This is a genomic window from Devosia sp. A369 (assembly GCF_054489345.1).
Genome location: NZ_JBTMWV010000009.1, coordinates 49,435 through 73,851, shown reverse-complemented (window position 1 = coordinate 73,851; position 24,417 = coordinate 49,435). Strand labels below are relative to the sequence as shown.

The 24,417-nt window shown below is 63.6% G+C and carries 26 protein-coding genes and 1 pseudogene; 13 read left to right on the top strand and 14 right to left on the bottom strand.

The window, feature by feature from the left end; translation table 11 throughout:
- Complete coding sequence (gene nth / locus ACX3OZ_RS12985) at positions 1-675, top strand: endonuclease III (RefSeq protein WP_459104651.1); 675 nt, start codon at positions 1-3, stop codon at positions 673-675.
- Positions 676-681: 6 nt separating this feature from the next.
- Here nth and ACX3OZ_RS12980 read toward each other — a convergent pair whose 3' ends face one another.
- Positions 682-1,125 (bottom strand): DUF2214 family protein, encoded by a 444-nt coding sequence (locus ACX3OZ_RS12980; protein ID WP_459094121.1) that lies wholly within the window; start codon positions 1,123-1,125, stop codon positions 682-684.
- Positions 1,126-1,185: 60 nt separating this feature from the next.
- Here ACX3OZ_RS12980 and ACX3OZ_RS12975 point away from each other — a divergent pair, with 60 nt between their 5' ends.
- Together ACX3OZ_RS12975 and ACX3OZ_RS12970 are read left to right on the top strand one after the other, a co-directional pair.
- On the top strand, positions 1,186-1,776 hold the full coding sequence (locus ACX3OZ_RS12975) for a TetR/AcrR family transcriptional regulator (protein ID WP_459094122.1): 591 nt from the start codon (positions 1,186-1,188) through the stop codon (positions 1,774-1,776).
- 36 nt (positions 1,777-1,812) lie between these two features.
- Positions 1,813-2,817 carry an adenosine kinase gene (locus ACX3OZ_RS12970; RefSeq protein ID WP_459094123.1) on the top strand — a complete coding sequence of 335 codons (1,005 nt, stop codon included), beginning with the start codon at positions 1,813-1,815 and terminating at the stop codon, positions 2,815-2,817.
- Between the two features lie 177 nt (positions 2,818-2,994).
- On the opposite strand, the pseudogene ACX3OZ_RS12965 reads toward ACX3OZ_RS12970, so the two are convergent.
- The 10 genes and pseudogenes from ACX3OZ_RS12965 to ACX3OZ_RS12920 form a co-directional block, all read right to left on the bottom strand.
- A pseudogene (locus tag ACX3OZ_RS12965) lies at positions 2,995-3,764 on the bottom strand (TIM barrel protein).
- The gene (gene pyrF / locus ACX3OZ_RS12960; RefSeq protein WP_459094125.1) at positions 3,761-4,459 is read right to left on the bottom strand and encodes an orotidine-5'-phosphate decarboxylase; all 699 of its coding nucleotides are present in this window, start codon (positions 4,457-4,459) and stop codon (positions 3,761-3,763) included. The pseudogene ACX3OZ_RS12965 and the gene pyrF overlap by 4 nt, the downstream one beginning before the upstream one ends.
- Positions 4,460-4,491: 32 nt before the next feature.
- A complete protein-coding gene (locus tag ACX3OZ_RS12955) occupies positions 4,492-5,118 on the bottom strand; it encodes a histidine phosphatase family protein (protein WP_459094126.1) in 627 nt (208 codons plus the stop codon).
- Positions 5,119-5,120: 2 nt separating this feature from the next.
- The gene (locus tag ACX3OZ_RS12950; protein ID WP_459094127.1) at positions 5,121-5,669 is read right to left on the bottom strand and encodes an NADPH-dependent FMN reductase; all 549 of its coding nucleotides are present in this window, start codon (positions 5,667-5,669) and stop codon (positions 5,121-5,123) included.
- A gap of 61 nt (positions 5,670-5,730) precedes the next feature.
- Positions 5,731-6,633, bottom strand: a complete 903-nt coding sequence (locus ACX3OZ_RS12945; RefSeq protein ID WP_459104650.1) for a glycosyltransferase family 8 protein — start codon at positions 6,631-6,633, stop codon at positions 5,731-5,733.
- A 3-nt stretch (positions 6,634-6,636) separates the two neighbouring features.
- Complete coding sequence (gene dnaJ, locus ACX3OZ_RS12940) at positions 6,637-7,779, bottom strand: molecular chaperone DnaJ (protein ID WP_459094129.1); 1,143 nt, start codon at positions 7,777-7,779, stop codon at positions 6,637-6,639.
- A 217-nt stretch (positions 7,780-7,996) separates the two neighbouring features.
- Positions 7,997-9,058 carry an alpha/beta hydrolase gene (locus ACX3OZ_RS12935; RefSeq protein WP_459104649.1) on the bottom strand — a complete coding sequence of 354 codons (1,062 nt, stop codon included), beginning with the start codon at positions 9,056-9,058 and terminating at the stop codon, positions 7,997-7,999.
- Between the two features lie 373 nt (positions 9,059-9,431).
- A complete protein-coding gene (locus ACX3OZ_RS12930) occupies positions 9,432-9,920 on the bottom strand; it encodes a hypothetical protein (RefSeq protein ID WP_459094131.1) in 489 nt (162 codons plus the stop codon).
- 297 nt (positions 9,921-10,217) lie between these two features.
- A complete protein-coding gene (dnaK, locus tag ACX3OZ_RS12925) occupies positions 10,218-12,134 on the bottom strand; it encodes a molecular chaperone DnaK (protein ID WP_459094132.1) in 1,917 nt (638 codons plus the stop codon).
- A gap of 365 nt (positions 12,135-12,499) precedes the next feature.
- A complete protein-coding gene (locus ACX3OZ_RS12920; protein WP_459104648.1) occupies positions 12,500-12,832 on the bottom strand; it encodes a hypothetical protein in 333 nt (110 codons plus the stop codon).
- A 154-nt stretch (positions 12,833-12,986) separates the two neighbouring features.
- On the opposite strand from ACX3OZ_RS12920, the gene pabB reads away from it, so the two are divergent.
- Both pabB and pncA read left to right on the top strand, forming a co-directional pair.
- Entirely contained in the window at positions 12,987-14,756 is a 1,770-nt protein-coding gene (gene pabB / locus ACX3OZ_RS12915; protein ID WP_459094134.1) for an aminodeoxychorismate synthase component I, read from the top strand.
- Between the two features lie 37 nt (positions 14,757-14,793).
- Positions 14,794-15,429, top strand: coding sequence for a bifunctional nicotinamidase/pyrazinamidase (gene pncA, locus ACX3OZ_RS12910; protein ID WP_459094135.1), 636 nt, complete (start codon positions 14,794-14,796; stop codon positions 15,427-15,429).
- Positions 15,430-15,485: 56 nt separating this feature from the next.
- Here pncA and grpE read toward each other — a convergent pair whose 3' ends face one another.
- Both grpE and hrcA read right to left on the bottom strand, forming a co-directional pair.
- A complete protein-coding gene (gene grpE, locus ACX3OZ_RS12905; RefSeq protein WP_459094136.1) occupies positions 15,486-16,064 on the bottom strand; it encodes a nucleotide exchange factor GrpE in 579 nt (192 codons plus the stop codon).
- A 77-nt stretch (positions 16,065-16,141) separates the two neighbouring features.
- Positions 16,142-17,242 (bottom strand): heat-inducible transcriptional repressor HrcA, encoded by a 1,101-nt coding sequence (hrcA, locus tag ACX3OZ_RS12900; RefSeq protein ID WP_459094137.1) that lies wholly within the window; start codon positions 17,240-17,242, stop codon positions 16,142-16,144.
- A 116-nt stretch (positions 17,243-17,358) separates the two neighbouring features.
- On the opposite strand from hrcA, the gene rph reads away from it, so the two are divergent.
- The 4 genes from rph to ACX3OZ_RS12880 all read left to right on the top strand — a co-directional run bounded on the left by rph (position 17,359) and on the right by ACX3OZ_RS12880 (position 20,463).
- Positions 17,359-18,075: a ribonuclease PH gene (gene rph / locus ACX3OZ_RS12895; protein WP_459094138.1), complete on the top strand. Its 717-nt coding sequence runs from the start codon at positions 17,359-17,361 to the stop codon at positions 18,073-18,075.
- Between the two features lie 196 nt (positions 18,076-18,271).
- A complete protein-coding gene (locus ACX3OZ_RS12890) occupies positions 18,272-18,916 on the top strand; it encodes a non-canonical purine NTP pyrophosphatase (protein WP_459104647.1) in 645 nt (214 codons plus the stop codon).
- On the top strand, positions 18,906-20,063 hold the full coding sequence (hemW, locus tag ACX3OZ_RS12885; protein WP_459094140.1) for a radical SAM family heme chaperone HemW: 1,158 nt from the start codon (positions 18,906-18,908) through the stop codon (positions 20,061-20,063). Before ACX3OZ_RS12890 ends, hemW begins: the two co-directional genes overlap by 11 nt.
- A 73-nt stretch (positions 20,064-20,136) precedes the next feature.
- The gene (locus tag ACX3OZ_RS12880; protein WP_459094141.1) at positions 20,137-20,463 is read left to right on the top strand and encodes a hypothetical protein; all 327 of its coding nucleotides are present in this window, start codon (positions 20,137-20,139) and stop codon (positions 20,461-20,463) included.
- Here the strand turns inward: ACX3OZ_RS12880 and ACX3OZ_RS12875 are convergent.
- Complete coding sequence (locus ACX3OZ_RS12875; RefSeq protein WP_459104646.1) at positions 20,441-21,694, bottom strand: penicillin-binding protein activator; 1,254 nt, start codon at positions 21,692-21,694, stop codon at positions 20,441-20,443. The genes ACX3OZ_RS12880 and ACX3OZ_RS12875 overlap by 23 nt on opposite strands.
- A gap of 78 nt (positions 21,695-21,772) precedes the next feature.
- Between ACX3OZ_RS12875 and rsmI the strand changes: the two genes are divergently transcribed.
- The 4 genes from rsmI to ACX3OZ_RS12855 are packed head-to-tail and all read left to right on the top strand — an operon-like array spanning position 21,773 to position 24,379.
- Positions 21,773-22,660 carry a 16S rRNA (cytidine(1402)-2'-O)-methyltransferase gene (gene rsmI / locus ACX3OZ_RS12870; RefSeq protein WP_459094143.1) on the top strand — a complete coding sequence of 296 codons (888 nt, stop codon included), beginning with the start codon at positions 21,773-21,775 and terminating at the stop codon, positions 22,658-22,660.
- Positions 22,629-23,018 carry a YraN family protein gene (locus ACX3OZ_RS12865; protein WP_459094144.1) on the top strand — a complete coding sequence of 130 codons (390 nt, stop codon included), beginning with the start codon at positions 22,629-22,631 and terminating at the stop codon, positions 23,016-23,018. The genes rsmI and ACX3OZ_RS12865 overlap by 32 nt, the downstream gene beginning before the upstream one ends.
- A gap of 39 nt (positions 23,019-23,057) precedes the next feature.
- On the top strand, positions 23,058-23,999 hold the full coding sequence (gene gshB, locus ACX3OZ_RS12860; RefSeq protein WP_459094145.1) for a glutathione synthase: 942 nt from the start codon (positions 23,058-23,060) through the stop codon (positions 23,997-23,999).
- Positions 23,999-24,379: a hypothetical protein gene (locus tag ACX3OZ_RS12855; RefSeq protein ID WP_459094146.1), complete on the top strand. Its 381-nt coding sequence runs from the start codon at positions 23,999-24,001 to the stop codon at positions 24,377-24,379. The genes gshB and ACX3OZ_RS12855 overlap by 1 nt, the downstream gene beginning before the upstream one ends.
- Positions 24,380-24,417 lie beyond the last annotated feature (38 nt).

Genomic DNA, 24,417 nt, shown 5'->3' with positions numbered 1-24,417 from the left:
ATGGCCGCAGTCAAAAAAGTGAAACCGCTCTCCAAAGCCGATGTCGAAGCCATCTTTCACCGCTTCCACGAAATCGAGCCCGAGCCCAAGGGCGAACTCGACTACAGCAATGCCTTTACCCTGCTGGTCGCGGTGGTGCTGTCGGCGCAGGCGACGGACGTCGGCGTCAACAAGGCCACCAAAGCCCTGTTCGAACTGGCCGACAACCCTGCCGCCATGGTGGCGCTGGGCGTCGATCAGATCACCGATCATATCCGCACCATCGGGCTGTTTCGTGGCAAGGCGAAAAACGTCTTCGCCCTGAGCCAGCTGCTGCTCGATCTGCATGGCGGCGAAGTGCCCGACGATCGCGCGGCGCTGGAGGCCCTGCCCGGCGTCGGCCGCAAGACCGCCAATGTGGTGCTCAATCTGTGGTTCAAGCAGCCCACCATCGCCGTGGACACCCATCTGTTCCGCGTCGGCAACCGCACCGGCATGGCGCCGGGGGCGACTGTGCTGGCGGTGGAACAGCATTTGCTCAAGGTGATCCCCAAGCAATATCTGCTACATGCGCATCACTGGATGATCCTGCACGGCCGCTATGTCTGCAAAGCGCGCAAACCCGAATGCTGGCGCTGCGAGATCAAGCAATGGTGCCGGTACGAGCCGAAATCGCCGCTGCCCGTGGGCAAGTAGCGGCCCTCACCCCCGCGCCATGATCGCGGCGAAGATCGGGATCAGCAGCAGCACACCCAACTGGTAGTGGATGAAGCGCCGATTGCTGGCGAGATCATCTGCCGGGACGGCATAATCCGCCGTGGTTTTTGCCGCTAGGGCCCAGTGGCGGATGGCGATGCTGGGCTTGATCGACAGCAGCCCTACCGCCACGAAGGCCGCCATCTTGGCCCAGAAGGCATAATTGCCGACATAATATTCCCAGCCGCTGGCGCCAAAGATCACCCGCAGCACCCCGACGATGACCACCAGCCCGGCCATGGCGCCATAGACGCCGTCGATGCGCGCCAATTGGCTGACGCGCGGCCCGGCCAATCCCGGCCGCAGCAGCGCAAATTCGGCGGCAATAATGCCAACCAGGCTAAACACCGCGAGATGATGACCAATGGTCAGCAGCAGATCGATATCCATTTGCGCGTCCTCTCCGCGTCATGTAATCAACGCTTACATATATTTTCCTATAAGTGAACAATGTCAACATCTCGTCCAAATGCGCCCTATCACCATGGCGATCTGCGCAATGCCCTGCTCGAAGCGGCATTGCTGATCCTCGAACGCGAGGGCGAGGCGGGGCTGGGCCTGCGCGATCTGGCGCGGGCGGTGGGGGTGTCGCCGGCGGCGCCCTATCGGCATTTCGATTCTCGGGCCGCCTTGCTCGAGGCGCTGGCGGTCACCGGCTATCAGCGCTTCACCCGCGCCATGGCGGAGGTCAGCGCCGCCAATCCGCCCGATCTGCTGGCGGCGATGGGCAAGACCTATGTGCTGTTCGCGCTGGATAATGCGGCCTTGTTCCGGCTGATGTTCTCGGCCCAGCTGCGGCGCGACAATCGGCCCGGCCTGCGCATTGCCGCCGAAGCCGCCTTTGCCACCTTGCGCCAGGTCAGCGGTGGCGATGGCCGCAATGGCCGGATGGCGGCTCTGGCCGCCTGGGCGCGGGTGCATGGGCTGGCGGTGCTGCTGCTCGACGGGCAGATCGCCATGCAGGCCGGCGAGGATATCGAGGCGCTGATCACCGCCATCATCGAGAACCGCGAGGTTGCACCGACCCCGGTCCTGCTCTAAACCGGCTCACGGCCTTCCCTCACGCCGGACCCTCGCATGACCCAGACCCGTTTCGACGTCCTCACCATCGGCAATGCCATTGTCGATATCATTGCCCCGGTGGAGGAGTCCTTCATTGCCGGCGAGGCGATGAACAAGGGCATCATGCATTTGATCGACAGCGATCGGGCGGCCAATCTCTATGCCAAGATGCCGGTCGGCCGGCAGCAATTCTCCGGCGGCAGCGCCGGCAATACCGCCGCGGGCGTCGCCTCGCTGGGCGGCCGGGCGGCCTTTGTCGGCAAGGTGGCGCAGGATGATCTGGGCGCGGTGTTCGCCGCCGACATGGGCGATCTGGGCGTGCATTATTCGACGCTCCCCCTGATCAACGGCGCCATGACCGCGCGCTGCATGATCTTCGTCACCGACGATGGCGAGCGCACCATGAACACCTATCTGGGCGCCTGCCACGAGCTGACCGAAGCCGATATCTTCGAAGACGAAATCGGCGGCGCCGCCATCACCTATATGGAAGGCTTCCTGTGGGACCCGGTGGAAGCCAAGAAGGCTTTCGTCCGCGCCGCGCATTACGCCCATAAGCATGAGCGCGCCGCGGCCTTCACCCTGTCGGACCCCTTCTGCGTCGATCGCTTCCGCCCCGAATTCCTCGATCTGATGCGCTCCAAGACCATCGACTATGTGTTTGCCAATGTGCATGAGCTGAAGTCGCTGTATCAGACCGACGATCTGGGCGAAGCCGTGCGCGAAGTCGCCAAGGACACCGAACTCGCCGCCATCACCATGGGCGCCGACGGCGCCATGGCGATCTACAATGGCGAAATCACCTCGGTCCCGGCCTTCCCGGTCGACCGCGTGGTCGACGCCACCGGCGCCGGCGATCTGTTCGCCTCGGGCTTCCTGCTCGGCATGGCCCGTGGCCAGACGCTGGAAAGCGCCCTCAAGACCGGGTGCCTGGCCGCCTCCGAAGTCATCAGCCACATCGGCGCAAGGCCACAGCTCGACCTGGAAGACCTCAGCCGCCAGCACGGCCTGGTCGGATAGGCGCTAGCGCAAATCGTGCATTTAAACGCGGTGTCATCCCGGCCTTGAGCCGGGACCCATCCTGAGATGGGTGTGCTGGCGTGATCTCGAGATGGGCCCCGGCTCAAGGCCGGGGTAACATCGGGGGTGGGGTGGCGGTTGTGATGAGCGGACGCGGTGGTGGCGGGCGCTAGCGCCCTAACGCCCCAGCACCACTCGCGTCTCATCCAGCGCCGTGGCCGTCGCCCCAATCGGCACGAATTCCAGCCCGGCATAACCGGCATAGCCCTGCCCTTCGAGCCAATCGAGACTCGCCCGCAGCGGCAAGCCCCCAGTCCCCGGCTGATTGCGGCCCTTGTGGTCGGCGATGTGGATATGGGCGATGCGGTCGACGCGGCCGGCCAATACCGTTGCGGTGTCCTCGCCCATCACCATCGAATGATAAAGATCATACAGCAGCGCGATTTCCGGGCGGTTGACCGCATCGACAATGTCGAGCCCTTCCACCGTCGACGGCAAATAATAGCCCTGATGATCGACCAGCGTATTGAGCGGCTCCAGCGCCAGCTGCACGCCAGAGCCCTTGAGCACCTCAGCCGAACGCGCCATGGCCTCGACCAGCGCATCATGCTGCTGCTGGCGCGGCACGCCGGCCAGTTCCGGCCCGGCCTGGGCATCATCATTTTGGTGCCCAGCCGCTGCGCCACCGCAAGGCTGCGTTCCAGCCCGGCGAGAAAGCGGTCATGGTCGGTAACGCGGGTCAGTTCGGCAAACGGCTCGGCGACAATGCCGGCCAAGGGCAATCCGGTCGCGCCCAGCGCGTCCTCGATTTCGTTGAGGTCCTTGTTCGACCACAGCCAGAATTCCACCGCATCCATGCCGCTGGCCTTGGCCAGCCGGATGCGCTCGGCGGCATTGGTGGTTTCGCCGACGAACAGCATGTCGATGCAGGCGGAAAACCTGGTCATGCGAGGCGCGTCCCGTTGTTCATTTCATGCAGGATCGCCCGCGCCGCTGCCGCCGGATCGGCAGCTTCGATGATCGGTCGCGCCACCACCAGATGGCTGGCGCCGGCCCCCAGTGCCTCGGCTGGGCCCATCACCCGCTTCTGGTCGCCCATGGCGCTGCCCGCCGGGCGAATGCCGGGGGTCACGATGGCCAGCTTGTTGCCGACAATGGTGCGCACCATGGTGGCTTCATGTGGCGAGGCCACCAACCCGCCAATGCCGGCGTCGCGGCCCTGCTGCGCCCGCAGCGCCACCAGCCCGGCGGCGTCGCGCTCATAGCCGGCTTCCTTGACGTCTTCGTCGTCCATCGAGGTGAGCACCGTGACGCCCAGTACGCAGAGATTGGAGCCGGCGGCAGCCTTGGCGGCGGCGCGCATGGTCTTGGGATAGGCATGCACGGTCAGCATGGTGGCGCCGGTTTCGGCAAAGGCAGCGACGCCCTTTTCGACCGTATTGTCGATATCGAGCAGCTTGAGGTCGAAGAACACCTTCTTGCCGGCGGCGATCAGCGCCTTGCCCAGCGCATAGCCATCAGCGCCATAAAAGCACTGATAGCCGATCTTGTAGAAATCCACCGTATCGCCCAGCAGGGAGACGATCTCTTCGGCACGGGCGCGCGACGAAACGTCGAGGCCCACGATCAATTGGCCAGCCATGGTCTTTCTCCACTGTCGATGTTGGGTTCGGACTAGAGCAAATTCGCGATTGTCGCAAGGTTAGCGCGGGCCAGCCAATCCGGCGCGAGCTGTTCCAGCGCTGTCCACTCGCTGTGCAGCCGGCCGGCGCCGAAATCGAAAACAAAGCCATAGCCGCCGCCGGGACCCTGATCCTCGGCGCGGGAAATTGCCCGCGCGGCCACATGGCATTTGAGCAATGTGCCCACCGCCCCGTGGCCGCACAGTATCGCCGGCGTGCCCTCCGGCACCCGGGCTAGTGCGGCCGCTACCGCCGCGACGATGCGGCGCTGGGCGTCGATGGCCCGCTCCCAGCCATCAATGCTCTGCTCCGGCGCGGCAAAGAACCGGTCGGCGGTCGCCTCGAACAGGGCCGGTGGCAAAAAGCCGGTGGCGCTGCGGTCATTCTCGCCCATCGCATGCTCGCTCAGCACCGCTGTGCCGGCCGCCGTAGCCAGCAGTTCCGCCAATTCCAGCGCCTTGCGCTCATTGCTGGAAAAGATCATCGCCCCGACCGGCACGGCGCCCGATTGGGCAAATGCCTCGGCGCGTTGCCGGCCCAGGGCCGACAGCCCCCATAACGGCACCGGCATATTGGCGTCGATGGCCACCTGCGGATGGGTCAGATACAGCGCCCGCATGGTTAGCCGCCCCGGCGGAACTGGGTCAGTTCCTGCACGATCTGGTCGACCTTGCGGATGATGGCGGGCTCGGTGGGATTGCCGTCTTTGTCGAAGGCGTCTTCGACCGGGCCGATACCGAGCAAAGTCGGCACCACCAGCGCCCCGATCTTGCTCAGCGAATCGCGCAGATGGCTGAGGCCGAAAATGGTGCCATATTTGCCGGTGCTGACCCCGCCAATGCCGAATACCGCATGGCGAAACGGGCTGGGTTTTTGCCGGCTAAGCCAGGCCAGCATATTGACGGTGAGCGGCGTCAGCCCGCCATTATATTCCGGGCTGGCGATGAAGACGATGTCGTGGCTGCGCCACAGTTCGGCCAGCCGTCCGGCGGCCTCGGGCACATGGTCGGGCTCCAGATCCTCATTGAAGATCGGCATTTCGAAATCGGCGAGGCTGATGGCGTTGACCGCCACGCCCGCCGCCTCCAGCTTGTGCCCGACATGCTCCTGCAGCATCCGGTTATAGGAATTTTTGCGGATCGAGCCGCAAAGCGTTAGCGCAGTCAGCATGGGGGATTGGTCCTTGTTATGGACCCACTCTGCCCGCCGCCTTCGCCTCCGGCAAGCCGGCTTAGCGCCAGCCGACGAGCCGCTTGAGCCGGCGCAGCAGGCGTTCGCGCCGATACTGGTAGTAATATTGGTTGGTCATCAGATGGCGATAGGTGCGCTTGAAGGCGACGCGCGACCAGCTCAGCCAGGGTTTGGCATTGGCCGAATAATGCACGATGGTCGGGTTGAACACCTCATGCGCCGGCTCGGCATTCTGCAAATTCCAGCGCGGCTCGACTTCGAGAATCCGCCCCTTGAAGCAGTAATTGATCATGTCCTGATCGTAATAGAACATCGCCAGCTCGGCTGGCTCCAGCTGGGCCAGCGTGGCGGCAAAATCCATTGCCCGGTATTGCGCCATATCGATCAGCATCACCCCGGCATTGAAATAGGGCTCGGCCATGGAGAAGGCATTGCGGGCGCGCAGATCCTGCCCGGCGATGCAATGGGTGCGGTCGGGCTGCAGCACGGCGGCGATGGCGTGGCCGTCCATATCCATGAAATACAGCGGATCAAGCGCACTGCGTACGAATAGATCGCTGTCCAGATACAGCACGCGGGTAATCGCGGGATCGAGCAGATCGCCGAGAAACAGCCGCGCATAGACAATCGGGTTGAGCCGCGCCAGCCGGATCTTGGGGAACGCCGCGATGCGCTCCGCCAAGATGTTGCGCGCATCGATATCGATGAAGTTCAGCACTGCGCCATAATCACTGCCGATGCTGGCGATGGCGGCGTGATGCTCGGGCGTCAGCGTGCGATGCAGCAGATGAAACCGCAGCCGCTCGGGGTGATGCGTCGTCAGGCAGATCGAACGCATGGTGGCGTAAGTCGGCGCCCAGAAGGCGTCGTCAAACGCCAGGACGATCTCGATCGGGCCGGCTGCTGGGGGAATGGGCGAGGCCGGCGCGATCGGATCGGACAATGCTTAGGCCTCGAACATCTTCTTGAGCTTGGCGAAAAACCCTTCCGAGGTCGGATTGGTGTCCTCGGTGGTGATGCGCTGGAATTCCTCCAGCAGCTCGCGCTGCTTGCGGCTCAGATTTTGCGGCGTCTCGATATCGAGCTGCACATAGAGATCGCCGACATCCTTGGAACGCAGCACCGGCATGCCCTTGCCCTTGAGGCGGACGCGCTGACCCGGCTGGGTGCCGGCCGCGACTTTCACCTTGGCCCGGGCATTATCCAGCGTCGGCACTTCGAATTCGCCACCCAAAGCCGCCGTGGTCATGGCAATCGGCACGCGAGCATAAAGATCGGCCCCGTCGCGCTGGAACAGCTCATGCGGGCGGATCGAGATGAAAATATAGAGATCGCCCGGCGGTCCGCCGCGTAGTCCGGCCTCGCCCTCATTGGCCAGCCTGATGCGGGTGCCGTCCTCGATCCCCTTGGGGATATCGACGCTGAGCTTGCGATTTTCCTGCCGGCGGCCCTGGCCACCGCAATCGGTGCAGGGCTGGTCCATCATCTGGCCACGGCCCTGACAGACCGGGCAGGTGCGCTCGATGGTGAAGAAGCCCTGCGCGGCGCGCACCTTGCCATGGCCATTGCACTGGCGGCAGGTATGGGTGCCGGTGCCCGGCTTGGCGCCCGAACCATCGCAGGTATTGCAGCCGACCAGCGTCGGCACGTCGATTTCGACGGTGCGGCCTTCAAAGCTCTCTTCGAGGCTGATTTCGAGGTTATAGCGCAGATCGCTGCCGCGCAGCTTGGCGGCGCCGCCACCCCTGCCCCGGCCACCACCGCCGCCGCCCATGAAGTCGCCAAAGATATCGTCGAAGATATCGGACATCGAGGAGGTGAATTCGGGGCCAAAACCACCGCCCGGCCCGCGCCCGCCGCCATTTTCAAAGGCGGCATGGCCAAACCGGTCATAGGCGGCGCGTTTCTGGCCGTCCTTGAGCGTGTCATAGGCCTCGCTGAGTTCCTTGAACTTGGCTTCGGCGTCGGCATTGCCCGGATTGCGGTCGGGGTGGTGCTGCATGGCGAGCTTGCGATAGGCGCTCTTGAGCGCTGCGTCGTCAGCGCCCTTCTGTACGCCGAGCACCTCGTAGAAATCGCGTTTGGCCAAAAATAGTCTCCGAACCTGCTGGTCGCGCCGGCGCGCGCCCTGCATCAAATTATGCCCCGGTGTCTGCCCCTAGATGGCAATCGACCCCACGTCCCGCAAGGGGTGGTGGGGCCGCAACCGGCAAAACCATGGCTGGCTCATAGCAAGCCAGCGCGCGCGCTTCAATGCGTCAGGCCGTCAAACGGCAAGGCATGCTGTGCTTTGGCAGGATGTGGGGTCAGCTACGCCGGTCCGGCGCAAACGCCTTGCCCAGCGCATCGGCCACATCGGCCTGCGCGAACAGCGCTTTGGTGACCACGAGGCCCAGGCCGAAAAACCCCTGCGTGACCCCATCATAGGTCCAGCACTGCACCGGGACGCCGGCGCTTTCGAGGGCTGCGGCCAGGGCTTCGCCTTCCGAGCGCAGCGGGTCGATACCCGCCAGCACGATGGTCGCCGGGGCCACGCCGGCCAGATTGGTAATCTCGGTCAGGGCGATGCGCGGATCGCTGCGCTCGGCGTCGTCATTGAACAGCTGCCGGAACCGCCAGCGCATCGCCGGCAGTCCGATCGGCTGCGCCCGCAGGGTCTGGCCATAGGATGGCGTCGACAGCTCGGCCCCGGCAATGGGGTGGATCAACACTTGGTGCACCGGCTTGATGACGCGCTCATCGCGCGCCCGCAGCGCCACATAAGCCGCCAGATTGCCACCGGCATCCTCGCCGGCCACGGCCAGCCGCAATGCATCGCCGGCCAGTCCCTGTGCCGCCGCCAGCAGCCAGCGCCACGCCGCCCAGGCATCGTCATGCGCCGCTGGAAATTTATGCTCCGGCGCCAGCCGATAGGCGAGTGACACCACGATAGCGCCGCTGCGCCGGGCCAAAGCCCGCGCCGAGGCATCATGGCTGTCGAGGTCGCCGGTGACAAAGCCGCCGCCATGAAAATAAAGGATCATCGGGTTGTTGCGGCTCAGTAGGCCCATGGGCCGATAGAGCCGCGCCGGCAATTCGCCGTCAGCGCCCGCTATCGCGATGTCTTCGGTGCTGACCCCATCCTCGGGGCGCTCGCGCTCCTGCCGGTCCAGAATGGCGCTGATCGCTTCGGCCGCCCGCGGCTGGCGTCGCGCCATCACCGGCGAAATCAGCTCCAGCGGCCGCGCGCCCAGCTCGGCCATGCCATCGAGCACATGCTTCATATCGGCATCGATCCGTTCCATCGGATCGCCGGCGATCAGCTCGGCCAGCCGCCCGATGGAGTCGGTGGTGTCAGCCGCAGGATGCTCGGCGGTGGATTCGGTCATGGCAGCGGCCTCAGAAACGCATGTGGCTCATTTGCACCCGAAAAGCGGCTGGCACTTGACTCAATCAAGCCCATTTTGCGGCGTCGGACGCTGTCCACAAGGAAAAGCCCCGGATCGCTCCGGGGCCGAAAACAAGGATTCACGTGAAACTTCTCACCGGCCCGCAGGGCAAAATCGCTCCAGTGGAGCGATTTTAGGCGAGAAGGCCATGCGAGCTACGCTCGAATGGCACGAAGGAAGGTTAAGGTTAGGGGGAAATCGCTCCAGCGGAGCATTGTTTGCGGGGATGCCATGCGGGCTGGGGCTCGAATGGCGGGGTCGGTCACGCGCTCTGCAAGTTTCGGGGGAGGCCGAAGCAGCGAGCGGCGGACGGTCAGGCTTCGGCGGTTTCGCTCAGGGTCACGCCCTGGTCCATCAGCTTCTTGCGCGCGGCATTGACCGCATCGATGCTGAACAGGTCTTCGTGGCTGACCACGATGGCTTCGCCGGTGAGGTCGCTGCGGTTATTGGCGACCAGCTTTTCAAAGCCATCGCTCAGCTCGGCCGTCATCATCAGATCGGACAGCAGGCGCACGGCGCCGACGCGCTTGTGCTTGGCGCGAACCTTGATCAGCCGGGTGGTGCGGCCATTATCGGCGGTGCGGAGTTCTTCGGCGGTAACAAGGCCGATCCAGAACAGGCGCTCGACGGCGCGCTCGGCGGCGGGGCCTTCAAAGGCCTTGCCATGGGCGTTGCCGGCCAGTTCGGCGATGCGGAACTGACAGCCAAAGGCCAAGTCGGGATAGCCCAGGCGCACGGCATTGGCCATGAGCTTGCGCAGTTTTTCGGGTTCGATGAAGGTCTGGGGGTCTGGAATGTTCATGTGCCTTCATAGGCTATGCAGCCCAGAAAAGCCAATTCTAAGCGGAAGTGTAGAATTTAAGGCTCCGTTTCCCCTCTTCCCTTGAGGGAGAGGGACTGAAAATCGGCGTTCAGCCGATTTTCAGGGTGAGGGTGCTGCGCGCCCCCATGCTGCGATTTCAGGAAAGAGACTCCGCATCCGCCCCTTCGGGGCCCCTTCTCTCGCAAGGGGAGAAGGGAGGCAGCCCCCGCAACAAAAAAAAGGGCCCGGCTGACGCCGGACCCCCTTCAATTCATGCTGGCGATCATATCGCCAAACTTAGGCCGACTTCTGGCCGTCGTCGTCCTTGACCTCTTCGAAGTCGGCGTCGACCACATCGTCGTCTTCGCCATCATCGTCGGTGCCATTGGCCTTGGCTTCGGCTTCAGCCTGGCTGGCCTTGTACATGGCCTCGCCCAGCTTCATTGCCGCCTGGCCGAGGGCGTCGGTCTTTTCCTTGATCACTTCGCCGTCGTCGCCTTCGATCACGCCCTTGAGGTCGTTGATGGCGGCTTCGATAGCGCTCTTGTCTTCCGCCGAAACCTTGTCGGCATATTCCTTGAGCGACTTTTCGGTCGAGTGTATCAGGCTTTCGCCCTGGTTCTTGGCTTCAACCGATTCGCGCTTCTTCTTGTCGGCTTCGGCGTTCTGCTCGGCTTCCTTGACCATCTTTTCGATGTCGGCGTCGCTGAGACCACCCGAGGCCTGGATGCGGATCTGCTGCTCCTTGCCGGTGCCCTTGTCCTTGGCCGAAACCTGCACGATGCCGTTGGCGTCGATGTCGAAGGTCACTTCCACCTGCGGCACGCCGCGCGGGGCCGGCGGGATGCCGCTGAGGTCGAAATTGCCCAGCAGCTTGTTATTGGCGGCCATTTCGCGCTCGCCCTGGAACACGCGGATGGTCACCGCGCTCTGATTGTCCTCGGCGGTCGAGAAGGTCTGGCTCTTCTTGGTCGGGATCGTGGTGTTGCGATCGATCAGCCGGGTGAACACGCCACCCAGCGTCTCGATGCCCAGCGACAGCGGGGTCACGTCGAGCAGTAGCACGTCCTTGACGTCGCCCTGCAGCACGCCGGCCTGAATGGCGGCGCCCAGTGCCACCACTTCGTCCGGGTTCACGCCCTTGTGGGGCTCCTTGCCGAACAGCTGCTTGACGATTTCCTGCACCTTGGGCATGCGGCTCATGCCGCCGACCAGCACGACTTCATCGATCTGCGCGGCGGTGACGCCGGCATCCTTGATCGCCTGCTTGCACGGCTCGATGGTGCGCTGGATCAGGTCGTCGACCAGCGATTCGAGCTTCGAACGGCTCAGCTTGAGCGTCAGGTGCTTGGGGCCCGACGCGTCGGCGGTGATGAAGGGCAGGTTGATTTCGGTCTGGGTCAGGGTCGAGAGTTCGATCTTGGCCTTTTCCGCTGCTTCCTTGAGGCGCTGCAAAGCGAGCTTGTCGCTTCGAAGGTCGATGCCCTGCTCCTTCTTGAACTCGTCGGCCAGGTAATCGACCAGACGCATGTCAAAATCTTCACCGCCGAGGAAGGTGTCGCCATTAGTGGACTTCACCTCGAACACGCCGTCGCCAATTTCCAGGATCGACACGTCGAAGGTGCCGCCGCCAAGGTCATAGACCGCGATGGTGCCGGTGTTCTTCTTGTCGAGGCCATAGGCCAGCGCCGCAGCGGTCGGCTCGTTGATGATGCGCAGCACTTCAAGGCCGGCGATGCGGCCCGCATCCTTGGTGGCCTGGCGCTGGCTGTCGTTGAAATAGGCCGGAACCGTGATGACGGCCTGGGTAATGGTTTCGCCGAGATAGGATTCGGCGGTTTCCTTCATCTTCTGCAGGATCATGGCCGAGACCTGCGAGGGCGAATACTTCTCGCCCGAGGCTTCGACCCACGCATCGCCATTCTCGGCGGCGACGATCTTGAAGGGGACGAGGTTCTTGTCCTTGGCCACGACCTTGTCGTCGTAGCGGCGCCCGATCAGGCGCTTGAACGCAAACAGCGTGCCTTCCGGATTGGTAACGGCCTGGCGCTTGGCCGGCTGGCCAACCAGACGTTCGCCGTCCTTGGAAAAGGCGACCATGGATGGCGTGGTGCGTGCGCCTTCCGCGTTTTCGATGACCTTGGGATTGGCGCCGTCCATCACTGCAACGCAGCTATTGGTGGTGCCCAGATCGATACCGATGACTTTAGCCATTTATGAATTAGCCTCTCTTCTAGCAAACCCGTGCTGGAGCCCTCCGCTTCGGAAGCAGCCCCGTGGCCGGTGAAGGCCGGGTTCCTTGCACTGGAATACGCCCGTGTCTGGGCTTGCTGGCTATATAGGGGGGGCGCCCAATGGCTTCAAGCGCTCAAAGGGGTGAATTGGCGGAGACCGGCGTTGCCGGGCTATCGCGATTGTCTCAGTCGACACCCTCCCCCTTGAGTGACGTCGTAAAACATCGCCCCACGCTCGATGTCACCCCGGCCTTGAGCCGGGGCCCATCCTGAGATCAAGCCGGTGCAGCCATCTCGGGATGGATCCCGGCTCAAGGCCGGGATGACACCGCGTTTTTTTGCGGGTTAGTCGGTCAGCGTGTAGCTGCTGAGTTCGCAGATATCGACCTCGGTAACTTCCAACATCGAGCCTTCGCCGGTCTCGAAGCGGAAATCATACAGGCACTGGTCCGAGCCATCGCCGATGGTGACTATGACCTGCTCGCCGGATTCCAGCGTGCCGTCCTCGCCCAGCAGGTCCTCGCCCCAGGCATCCATATTGCTTGGGTTGGTGTAGAAATAATGCAGCGCCTGCGAGCTGTTATTGATCAGCGTGAATTCGACAGTCTGCGCGGCCGCCGGCACGACGAAGGCCAGCAGCGACAGGGCGGCAAGGCCGCCCTTGAGATTAAAGTTCATGGAAGTCTCCCAAGCCGGTGGCAATTCCGCCGCCGGCGCGCTGCTATTTAGCATGGCGGCCCAAATCAGCGGAAGCGGCGCCATGGGGCCAGCCGCAATTTTTTCGCACGGCGAACCCGGTGACGGGCGCGGCAAAAGCCATTAGAAAGCCGCCATGTTCGCCCCCGGTTCAGTGCTGCTCCACGATACTCTCGATCCCGCCGGGGAGAATTTGCTGTTCACCGCCCCGCGCGAAATTTTGTGCGCCCATGACGCTGCCGGCGTGCGGGCGGCTTTGGCCCGGCTGGAGGCGGCCAATGCCGAGGGCCTGCATGCTGCCGGTTATCTCGCCTATGAGCTGGGTTTTGTCTTCGAGGAGCGCCTCACCTCCCTTTTACCAGAGCGCAACGCCACCCCCCTGCTCTGGCTCGGCCTTTACGACGCCCCCGAACGCCTGAGCCCGGCACAGGTCGAGCAGCGCCTCGCTGGCATCAGCACCGGCACGGCCCGCAACATCATTCCGCGCATGGACGAGGCCGCCTATGGCCTGGCCTTCGACACCGTGAAGAGCCTGATCGCGGCCGGCGATACCTACCAGGTCAACCTCACCTTCAAGGCCGGCTTCCAGTTGGACGGCGATCCGCTGGCGCTGTATCGCGAACTGGTGCGCAAACAGCAGGTCGCCTATGGCGCGCTGATCAACACTGGCACCCATTGGATATTGTCGCGCTCGCCCGAACTCTTCGTCTCGAGCCGGGCCGGCCAGCTCAGCGCCCGCCCGATGAAGGGCACGCTCAAGCGCGGCCGCAATCTGGCCGAGGACGCAGCCGGGCGGGCCGCTTTGGCCAGTGACGAAAAAAACCGCGCCGAAAACCTGATGATCGTCGACCTGTTGCGCAACGACCTCGGCCGCATCGCCGAAATCGGCTCGGTCAAGGTCACCGACCTGTTCACCGTCGAAACCTTTTCCACGCTGCACACCATGACCTCGGGCATTGTCGCCCAGCGCCGCCCGGGGGTGAGCACCAGTGACCTGCTGGCCAATCTCTTCCCCTGCGGTTCGATCACCGGCGCGCCCAAACTGCGCGCCATGGAAATCATCCACCAGGTCGAAGCCGGACCGCGCGGCGTCTATACCGGCTCCATCGGCTACTTCGCCCCCAATGGCGATCTGACCCTCAATGTGGCGATTCGGACCGCGGTCATCGACAATCACGGCAACGGCGAAATCGGCATTGGCGGCGGCATCGTCGCCGATAGTCAGGCCGAAGACGAATATCGCGAGGCTCTGCTCAAAATGGCGTTTTTCACCGAACCGGCCCAACCGGTGACCCTGATCGAAACCCTGCTCTGGCAACCGGGTAGCGGCTATGATCTGCTCGAGCGTCACCTGCACCGGCTCGAATTGTCGGCACGCTATTTCCAACTGCCAGCAAACCGCGAGAAAATCGCCAGCATGCTGGCAGATCATGCTGACAGCTTTACCGACGCCGCCATGCGGGTACGGCTCACCCTCGACGCCAGCGGCCCGGCCATTACAGCCGTGCCCCTGCCGCCCAATCCGGCCCTGTTCCGCTTCGCCATCGCCGATACACGCCAGGATTCGCAGAACCGTTTTCTGCTGCACAAGACCACCAACCGGGCCATGCTCGACGAACCGCGCCAGCGCGCCCAGGCGGCTTTGGGCGTTGATGAGGTGGTATTTTGCAATGAACGCAATGAGTTGACCGAAGGCTCGATCACCAGCCTGTTCCTCGAACGCGATGGGGTCTTGCTGACCCCGCCACTATCCTCGGGCCTCTTGCCCGGCACACTGCGCGCCGAATTGCTGGCCACCGGTCGCGCGATGGAACAGATTCTGACGCTGGATGATTTGCCAAAGGCCGACGCCGTCTGGCTCGGCAATTCCGTGCGCGGCCTCATCCGCGCCGAATGGGTACAATAAGCCTTCTTGCTGCAAACTGACGATTTCTGGAGTGAAAATGACCATCAAGATCAATCCCACCGACGTGCTGGTCGTGGTCGATGTGCAGAATGACTTTTTGCCGGGCGGCAGTCTGGCGGTGGCCGGCGGCGACGAAATCGTGCCGCTGATCAACACCCTGGCCCGCCATTTCAGCAATGTGATCTTCACCCAGGACTGGCACCCGTCCGATCACATTTCCTTCGCCAGCCAGCACCCCGGCAAGGCCCCCTACGACATGGTGGAACTGCCCTATGGCCCCCAGGTGCTGTGGCCCGACCATTGCGTCTGGAACAGCCACGGCGCGGCCTTGTCCGCCGATCTCGACGTGCCGCATGGCCAGCTGATCATCCGTAAGGGCTTCAACCGATTGATTGATTCCTATTCTGGATTCCAGGAAGCCGACCGCTCGACGCTGACCGGCCTCGCCGGTTATCTCAATGAACGCGAAGTCGACCGGCTCTATATCGCCGGCCTCGCCACCGATTTCTGCGTCAGCTGGACCGCCATCGACGCCGCCGCCGGCGGCTTCGACGTCACCGTCATTGACGACGCCAGCCGCGCCATCGACACCAATGGCAGCCTCGCCGCCGCCTGGGCCGCCATGGCTGAAGCCGGCGTGGAGCGCATCCAGTCCAAGGATATTCTGGGCTAACCCACAAAAGAAAATCCCCGCTTTCGCGGGGATTCACGTGAAACTATTGGTCTAAATCAGGCGCTCTTGTCGACCGGCTCGCCGCTGGGAGCCGCAACCGGACCGCCCTTGGCGACGCCGACCATGGCGGGTCGCAACACGCGCTCGCCAATGGCGAAACCGCCCTGCACCACCTGCACCACAGTGCCTTCCGGCTTGGTCGCGTCCGGCACTTCAAACATCGCCTGATGCTTGTGCGGATCGAACTTCAGGCCCTCAGCCTCGATCGGCACGACGCCATGCTTGGCCAGCAGGCGCTGCATTTCGCGCTCGGTCATCTCGATGCCTTCGATCAGCGATTTGACCGTCGGGTCTTCGGATTCGCGGGTGCCTTCCGGCAGCATTACCAGCGCGCGGTTCAGCGCATCGGTGGCGCTCAGCATGTCGCGGGCAAAGCCGGCAATGGCATAGCTGCGCGTGTCGGCCACGTCGCGCTCGGTGCGCTTGCGCAGGTTTTCCATCTCGGCGATGGTCCGCAGCACGCGATCCTTGAGCTCGGCATTCTCGGCGCGCAGCGCTTCCACCGGATCAATGGTCTCTTCGACCGGGATTTCGACTTCAGGCATTTCGCCCGGGGCGGCGTTGTCGTCGCTCATCTGTTTTGTTCCGCATAACAGTCAAAGGATTTGTCCCGCATATCGGCCAATACGACCGGATTTTCAAGCCTCCGCCGCTAAGTCCGCTTTCTGGCCATCATCGCGCTGATCACGTTTGCGGTATAATCCACCACCGGCACGATGCGCGCGTAATTCAGCCGCGTCGGCCCGATCACGCCCAGCACGCCGACAATGCGGTCATTGGCGTCCTTATAGGGCGACAGGATTACCGACGAACCCGACAGCGAAAACAGCTTGTTTTCCGAGCCGATGAAAATTCGCACCCCCTGCGCCTTCTCGGCGTCGCCGAGCAGGTCGAGCAAGCCGTCCTTGCTTTCCAGCTCATCGAATAATTGCCGCATGCGCAGCAACTCATCGCTCGCCATGGTGTCATTAATCAGATTGGCCCGGCCGCGCACGATCACCGTCGGCTGGCTATTGGCCGAAGCCTGGCCCAGCGTGGCGATGCCGGCATCCACCAGCTTCTGCGTCAGTTCATCCAGCTCGGCGCGCTGTTCGGCCTGCCGGTCAGCCAGCGCCTTGCGCGCCTCGGCAATGGTGCGCCCCACCACATGATGGGCCAGATAATTGCCGGCCTGGGTCAGCACTCCGGCGGTGAGCCCCGGCGGAATATCCATGATGCGGTTTTCCACCTGCCCGTCCTGCCCGACCAGAATGGCCATGGCGCGGGTGGCGTCGAGCCGCACGAATTCGATATGGCGCAGCACCACGTCGGCCTTGGTGGCGATCACCACGCCGGCGCCCTGGCTGAGGCCGGAGAGCAATTGGCTGGCCTCCGTGAGAACATCTTCCACCTGGCCGCGCTGCTGGCCTTCGATGGAGTGCGCAATCTGGGCGCGCTCGCTCTCATTGACCGAGCCAACTTCGAGCATGGCATCGACGAAAAACCTCAGCCCTTCCTGGGTCGGCGCGCGCCCGGCCGAGGTATGCGGCGCGGCGATCAGCCCGAGATCTTCGAGGTCCGCCATGACATTGCGCACCGAGGCCGGCGACAGCCCGGTCTGCAGCATGCGGCTGAGATCGCGTGATCCCACGGGCGAGCCGGTCTCGAGATAACGCTCGACGATCTTCTTGAATATGTCCTGACTGCGGGCGTTGAGCACGCTCAGAAAGTCTTCTTGCGGCTTCACTATGCGGCTTTCGATAAAATCGTTCACTTTAACCCTGCGCTCTCATTTAAGCGCATTGCTGCTGCGCGCCAAGCCGCCAGTGCTTGTGAGCCGGGGCGAGGAGGGTTAAGAGGCGGTTAACAGTAATTTTTCGTGGAATCCTAATGCGCCCTTCCGGACGTGAGCCCCATCAGATGCGCGCAGTCAGCATTGAGCGCAAAGTCGCCATGAAGGCGGAGGGCTCCTGCCTCGTCTCGTTCGGCAATACCAAGGTGCTGGTCACCGCCTCGGTCGAAACCAGCCTGCCCGGCTGGCTGCGCGGCAAGGGCCAGGGCTGGGTCACCGCCGAATATGGCATGCTGCCCCGCGCCACTGGTTCGCGCACCCGCCGCGAAGCCAGCGCCGGCAAGCAGACCGGCCGCACCCAGGAAATCCAGCGCCTGATCGGCCGCAGCCTGCGCGCCGTGGTCGATATGCAGCTGCTGGGCGAAAACCAGATTACCATCGACTGCGACGTGCTCGAAGCCGATGGCGGCACCCGCACCGCGGCGATCACCGGCGCTTATGTGGCGCTGGCCGATGCTATTGCCTGGATGGATGAGCGCAAGCTGACCAAGGGCAAGGCGCTGCGTGATTCGGTCGCCGCCGTCTCCTGCGGCATCTATCGCGGCACCCCGGTGCTCGACCTCGATTATCTCGAGGACGTCGAAGCCCATACCGACGCCAATTTCGTCATGACCGGCTCGGGCAAATTCGTTGAAATCCAGGGCACTGCCGAACAGGTCCCGTTCAGCCGCGACGAGCTGAACAGCCTGATGACGCTAGCCGAGCAGGGCATTGCCGATTTGACCCTGCTGCAACAGACGGCGCTGACCGCATGAAGTTCTTTACGCGCAAAAAAGCCGCCCCTTCACCGCGGCCTGCGCCCCAGGCGGGCGAGGCAGACCGTGTGGTGTCGGCGGAGACTTGCGCGATCTGGCATGACATTACCCGCGCCCTCGATCTGTCGCCTCGCCCCGCTGCGGGTCGGACGAAGAGCGAAACCCGCAAGACCGCCCTCGGAGGGTCAACCGCACGATGACCAGTATTGCAAAACTCCGCGAAGGCGACCGTCTGGTCCTCGCCACCCACAATGTCGGCAAGCTCAAGGAATTCCAGGAGCTGTTCGCCCCGTTTGGTCTTGAGCTGGTATCGGCCGGCGAACTCGGCCTGCCCGAGCCTGACGAAACCGGCACGACGTTTGCCGAGAACGCCCGCACCAAGGCCCATGCCGCCGCGCAAGGCGCCGGCATGATCGCGCTAAGCGATGATTCGGGGCTGTGCGTCGATGCGCTGAATGGCGATCCCGGGGTTTACACCGCTGACTGGGCCGGCGTGCCGCGCGATTTCAACCGCGCCATGAAGCGCGTCGAAGATGCGCTGCAGGCCGCCAATGCTACCGAGCCGTCGCGCCGCAAGGCCTCGTTCAATGCCACGCTCTGCCTCGCCCATCCCGATGGCCGCGACGTGCTTTATGTCGGCAAATGCGACGGCACCCTGGTCTGGCCGCCGCGCGGCGAGCAGGGCCATGGCTATGACCCGATGTTCATGCCCGCCGGCTACGACATCACCTTTGGCCAGATGCCGCCGGACATGAAGCACAGTTGGACCCCCGGTCAGCAGGGCCTGAGCCATCGCGCCCGCGCTTTCGCCCTGTTCGTGGAGAACCAGATTGAGCGCTAACCCCAACGACATGTTCGGGGTCTATGTGCATTGGCCCTTCTGCGCGGCCAAGTGCCCCTATTGCGACTTCAACTCGCATGTCCATCGCGGCGCCTTCGACGAAATCGACTATGTCGCCGCCTATGAGCGCGAAATCGCCACCGCTGCCGCCATGGCGCCGGGCCGCGTCGTGCAGTCGATCTTTTTCGGCGGCGGCACGCCGTCGCTGATGAACCCGCACTCGACGGCGCGCATCATCGACGCCATCGCCAAGCATTGGACCATGGACGCCAATGCCGAGATCACGCTGGAGGCCAATCCGACCAGCGTCGAAGTCGACCGCTTCAAGGGCTACCGCGCCGCCGGCATCAATCGCGTCTCGCTGGGCGTGCAGTCACTGCGCCCCGGCCCGCTGGCCGAACTGGGCCGCCGTCACACCGTCGACGAAGCTATCGCCGCCGTGCGCATCGCGCAATCGGTGTTCGAGCGCTCGAGCTTCGATCTGATCTATGCCCGTCCGCGCCAGACGCTGCATGATTGGGAAGACGAGCTCAAGGAAGCGCTGTGGATGGCGCGCGGCCATCTCAGCCTCTACCAGCTCACCATCGAGCAGGGTACGCGCTATTTCGATCTGCAGCAGGCCGGCAAGCTCAAGCTGCCGGACGAAGATCTGGCCGCCGATTTCTATGAAATGACCCAGGAGCTGACGGCCGAAGCTGGCCTGCCAGCCTACGAGATTTCCAATCACGCCCGCCCCGGCCAGGAAAGCCGCCATAACATGCTGTATTGGCGCTATGGCGAATATGCCGGCATCGGTCCGGGCGCTCATGGCCGCCTGATGATCAACAATCAGCGCCACGCCACCGCCGCCGAAAAAATGCCCTTCGACTGGCAGAAAAAGGTCGTCGACAAGGGGCACGGCCTGGTGGTGGACGATGTGCTCACCTGGGAAGAACAGGGCGACGAATTTTTGGTGATGGGGCTGCGCCTCAAGGAGGGCATCTCCCCCGCCCGCTTCACCGCCCTCTCCGGTCGCCAGATTTCCAAGCGCCAGATCGATACCCTCAAGGGCTACGGCTTTGTGGAAACCCTGCCGAATGGCAATATCCGCGTGACGGAAAAGGGCTTTCCGGTGCTCGACGCCGTGGTCGCCGACCTGGCGGCTTAAGCAAGACTCCAAAGTATATTGGAATCTAAACTGCAACGGGCAATAATGCATCTCGCATGAATGGAGATGCGGGATGAAGGCAGAGAATAGCGGAATTCGCTTGTCTGATACTGATGCTGCAGTCGTAAAAGGTATGCTGCTGAGAGGCGACAGAAATCATGACATCGCAGCGTGGTTTGGCGTAAACCCGGGCCGCGTTGCGGATGTCAAGCAGGGTAGGACTTTTCCAGAAATTGTTCCGTCGCCGCTGTCGGATTTTCCGCCAGCAGGACCCTACTCGTCGGGAAAATCGCTACACAACGCTGCAATGGCTCTCGATGCTGCCAAACTGGCCTTGAACAATGCGATGGTAGATGTCGAGGTTGCGTTGGCTGAGGTCAGGCGCCGGACAGACGCTTAGAGCCCGCGGCCTCCAGCATCTGCGCCCCGCCCGGCGCCAGACGCTTGATCGCCAGCGCGTATTCGCTGCGCCCATTGCCCAAAAACCGGAACACCCCGTCGCGCCCATTGAACCCCTGCGGGCTGGTCAGCAGCACCGGATTATAGGGCGGATTGGCCATCGACAGCGTGTTCACATTGGCCAGGATGGTTGCGGTATAGGCGAGGGTGGCCAGCGCGTGCGGCTGACCGCCGAACTGGCGCTGATAATCGCCGCTGATTGCCGCCATGCCGGCCGGGTCGACACTGGGATAGATCGCGCCCACCAAGGCGCTGCTGCTGGCGATGCTCGGATCGCCCTCCCAATCGGCCGAGCCGACGATTTGCACCATCTCCGGCGTCACCCCGGCCTGCGCCAGCAGCAGGCCAAAATTCGGCGCGGTGGCGCGGTCGGGCAGGAACAGCGTGTCGATCATGCCCTTTTTGATCTCGGGCAGCGCCTGATTGATGATCTGCTGGGCTTCCCCGACTGACGAGAAACTATAGACCGCATTGGGCGCATAGCCTGCGGCAATGGCCTGTTGGCGGAACGCTGTCTGCTGCGCCTGGCCGAACTCACTGGTCGGGAACACCCCGGCAATGCCGCGTCTGCCCTGCGTCTTGAGCCAGTTGAGCGAGCGCTTCATCTCCATGTCTGGCAAGACGCTGAGCAAATACACGCCCGGGCTCGCCGCTATCGGATTGTTGGAAAAGCCGATCAGCGGCACCCCACCCGAACGCGCCACCGCGCCGGCTGCCGTCACCTGCTCGGCGCGCAAGGGCCCCAGGATCAATTTGGCCCCGCTGCTCACCGCCGCACTGGCCGCCGCCGTCGCGCCCTGCACGCTGGTGCCGCTGTCGCGCAGGGTGATGGTGATGTTTTCCGCGATATTGGGATTGGCCTCGATGAAGCTGATCGCCAGCCGGCTGGCATTGGCCAGTGACTGGCCGACACTGGCGATGCCGGGATCGCCCGAGAGCGGCAGCAACAGCGTCACCGGCACCGGTCCGCGGCCAAAACTCTGGCTCGGCCCGCTCGGTTGCAGGGGCTGGTTCGGCGTCATCTGGCCCGGCTGGTCGGGCGTTCCCACCGGGCCACCAAAATCCAGCACCCGGGAGCCGAGTTGCAGCGGCGCACAGGCGGCCAGCAAAACCAGCAGCGCCGATCCGACGCCGCGTGCTATGGCAGTGGCGATGTTTCCGAAAATCCGCATTTTCGGGCCTCTCAATGCTAGCAGTCTGTTAACACTTGGCAGCAATTGCTTAACCAATTCTCAACCAGCGGAATGGGCATGTCGGACACCAATTCGGGCTATTTCATCGCCGGCACCACATTTGCCGCCCCGCCACTGGCGCCTGGCCTCTATGTCGTCGCTACCCCGATCGGCAATCTGCGCGACATCACGATTCGCGCGCTGGAAACGCTGGCGGCCGCCTCTGTGGTGCTGTGCGAGGACACGAGGCAATCGGCCCGCCTGCTTGATCACTACGGCATCAAGGGGCGCCGCGTGGCGCTGCATGAGCACAATGAGCGGGCCAAGGCCGAGGACATCGTCCGCCGCGTCGCCGCCGGCGAAGCCATCGCGCTGATTTCCGACGCGGGCACGCCGCTGCTGTCCGACCCCGGTTTCCCGCTGATCCGCGCTCTCGCTGAAGCCGGCCAGCCGGTCTTCCCCATTCCCGGCGCCTCGGCGCTGCTGTCGGCGCTGGTGGTGGCGGGCCTGCCCACCGACGCCTTCGCCTTTCACGGCTTTTTGCCGCCCAAGGCCGGCGCCCGCGTCAATGCGCTCAAGGCGCTGACGGATTCACGTGAAACGCTGGTGTTCTACGAAAGCCCGCGCCGCTTGGACGACACGCTGGCGGCGATGGCTGAATTGTGGGGAGACCGCCAAGCCGCGGTGGCGCTCGAACTGACCAAGCGCTTCGAGCGGGTGCATCGCGGCACCCTGCCCGCGCTGGCTGCTGCCTTTGCCGACACCGAAACCAAGGGCGAAGCCGTCATTGTCGTCGCCGGCGCCGCCGCGCCCACCGCTCCCGACGCCGACGAATGGCAGGCGGCTCTGCTGGCAGCGATGGCTGACCAGCCGCTGCGCGTCGCCGTCGATGACGTGACCAAGCAATATGGGCTCAAGCGCAAGGAGGTCTATGATGCCGCCCTCGCCCTTAAAGCCGAAAAGTAAGGCGCGCATCAAGGCTTACCAGGGCGGCCAGCGCGGCGAGTTGCTGGCGGCCTGGCTGCTGCGCCTGCAATTTTACCGCATCATCGCGCAACGCTACAAAACCCCGGTCGGCGAAATCGACCTGATCGCCAGCCGCTTCGGCACCATCGTCTTTGTCGAGGTCAAGGCGCGCCGTCAGGCATCCAGCGAAGCCGAGACGCTGGCGTCGGTCAACCAGTCGCGCATCACCCGCGCCGCGCAATATTGGCTGGCCCGCCACCCCGCCGCAGCACAGGCGAACTGCCGCTTCGATGTAATTTTCCTTGCACAAGGCAGATGGCCGCGCCATGTCATCAACGCCTTCGATGCGGCCAGCTGAAGCTCCGGCCGCCCGACCACAGATCAAAAAGGGCCAAAAATGCTCAAAGTCGCGGTTCAGATGGACCATGTCGCCACCATCAATCCCCTCGGCGACTCCACCTTCGCCATGATGCTGGAGGCGCAAGCGCGCGGCCACGAGCTGCTGCATTACACGCCCGATACGCTGGCGCTGCGCGGCAATGTGGTGTCGGCACTAGCCGCCCCGATCCGCGTCTTCGACAAGCCCAAGGGCGAACATTACCAGCTCGGCGAGGCCAGCCGGGTCGATTTGTCGACGCAGGACGTGATCCATATGCGCCAGGATCCGCCTTTCGACATGAATTACATCACGCTCACCCATCTGCTCGAGCGGCTGCATCCCAAGACCCTGGTGGTCAATCCGCCGTCTGCGGTGCGCAATGCGCCGGAAAAAATCCTGGTGATGGATTTTCCCGAGCTGATGCCGCCGACTTTGGTGACGCGCGACCGCAGCCTGATCCATGAGTTCCGCAAGGAGCATGGCAACATCATCGTCAAGCCGCTCTACGGCAATGGCGGGGCCGGCGTGTTCTTCATCCAGGAGGGCGACCACAATCTGGTTAGCCTGCTGGAACTGTTCGAGCAGAACTATCGCGAACCCTTCATGATCCAGAAATACCTGCCCGACGTGCGCAAGGGCGACAAGCGGATCATCATCATTGATGGCGAGCCGATTGCCGGCCTCAACCGCGTTCCCGCCGATGGCGAAGCGCGTTCCAACATGCATGTCGGCGGCCGCCCCGAGCTGAGCCCGCTCACCGCGCGCGAGTTGGAAATCTGCGCCACCATCGCCCCGGCGCTTAAGGAACGCGGCATGATCTTTGTCGGCATCGACGTCATCGGCGACTACCTCACCGAGATCAACGTCACCTCGCCCACCGGCATCCGCGAGATCAAGCGCTTCGGCGGGCCGGACATTGCCGTGATGATCTGGGACGCCATCGAAAAGCGCCGCGCCTGATGTATCTGCTGCTGACGACGATACTGGGCGGCGTCGGCTGGTTTCTGTTCCGCCGCTGGCGCCGCACCCTGCCGGTCGACCAGCGGCTGACCCTGCCCTATTGGCGGAACTCGCTGGTCGTAGTCGGCGCCTATCTGCTGTCGATCCTGCTCGGCGCCGGCATCACCCGCATCATGGTTGGCTTCAACCGCTCCGGTTGGGCCGATCTGCTGATGGTGGCGTTTTTCACCGTATGGGTGCTCTACGGCGCCGTCTGGCTGCTGCGGTTTCTGCCGACAACACGGCCGAAAGCCGATTGGCTGAGCCGCTCGCGGGGCTGGATCGACGGGTTTGGCCTGCTGTTGCTGGCCGGCCTGGCGACCGCGGCACGCATGGTCTGACCCGGCGACAGCAGGCCCGCGGCAGGGGGTCGCCAAAC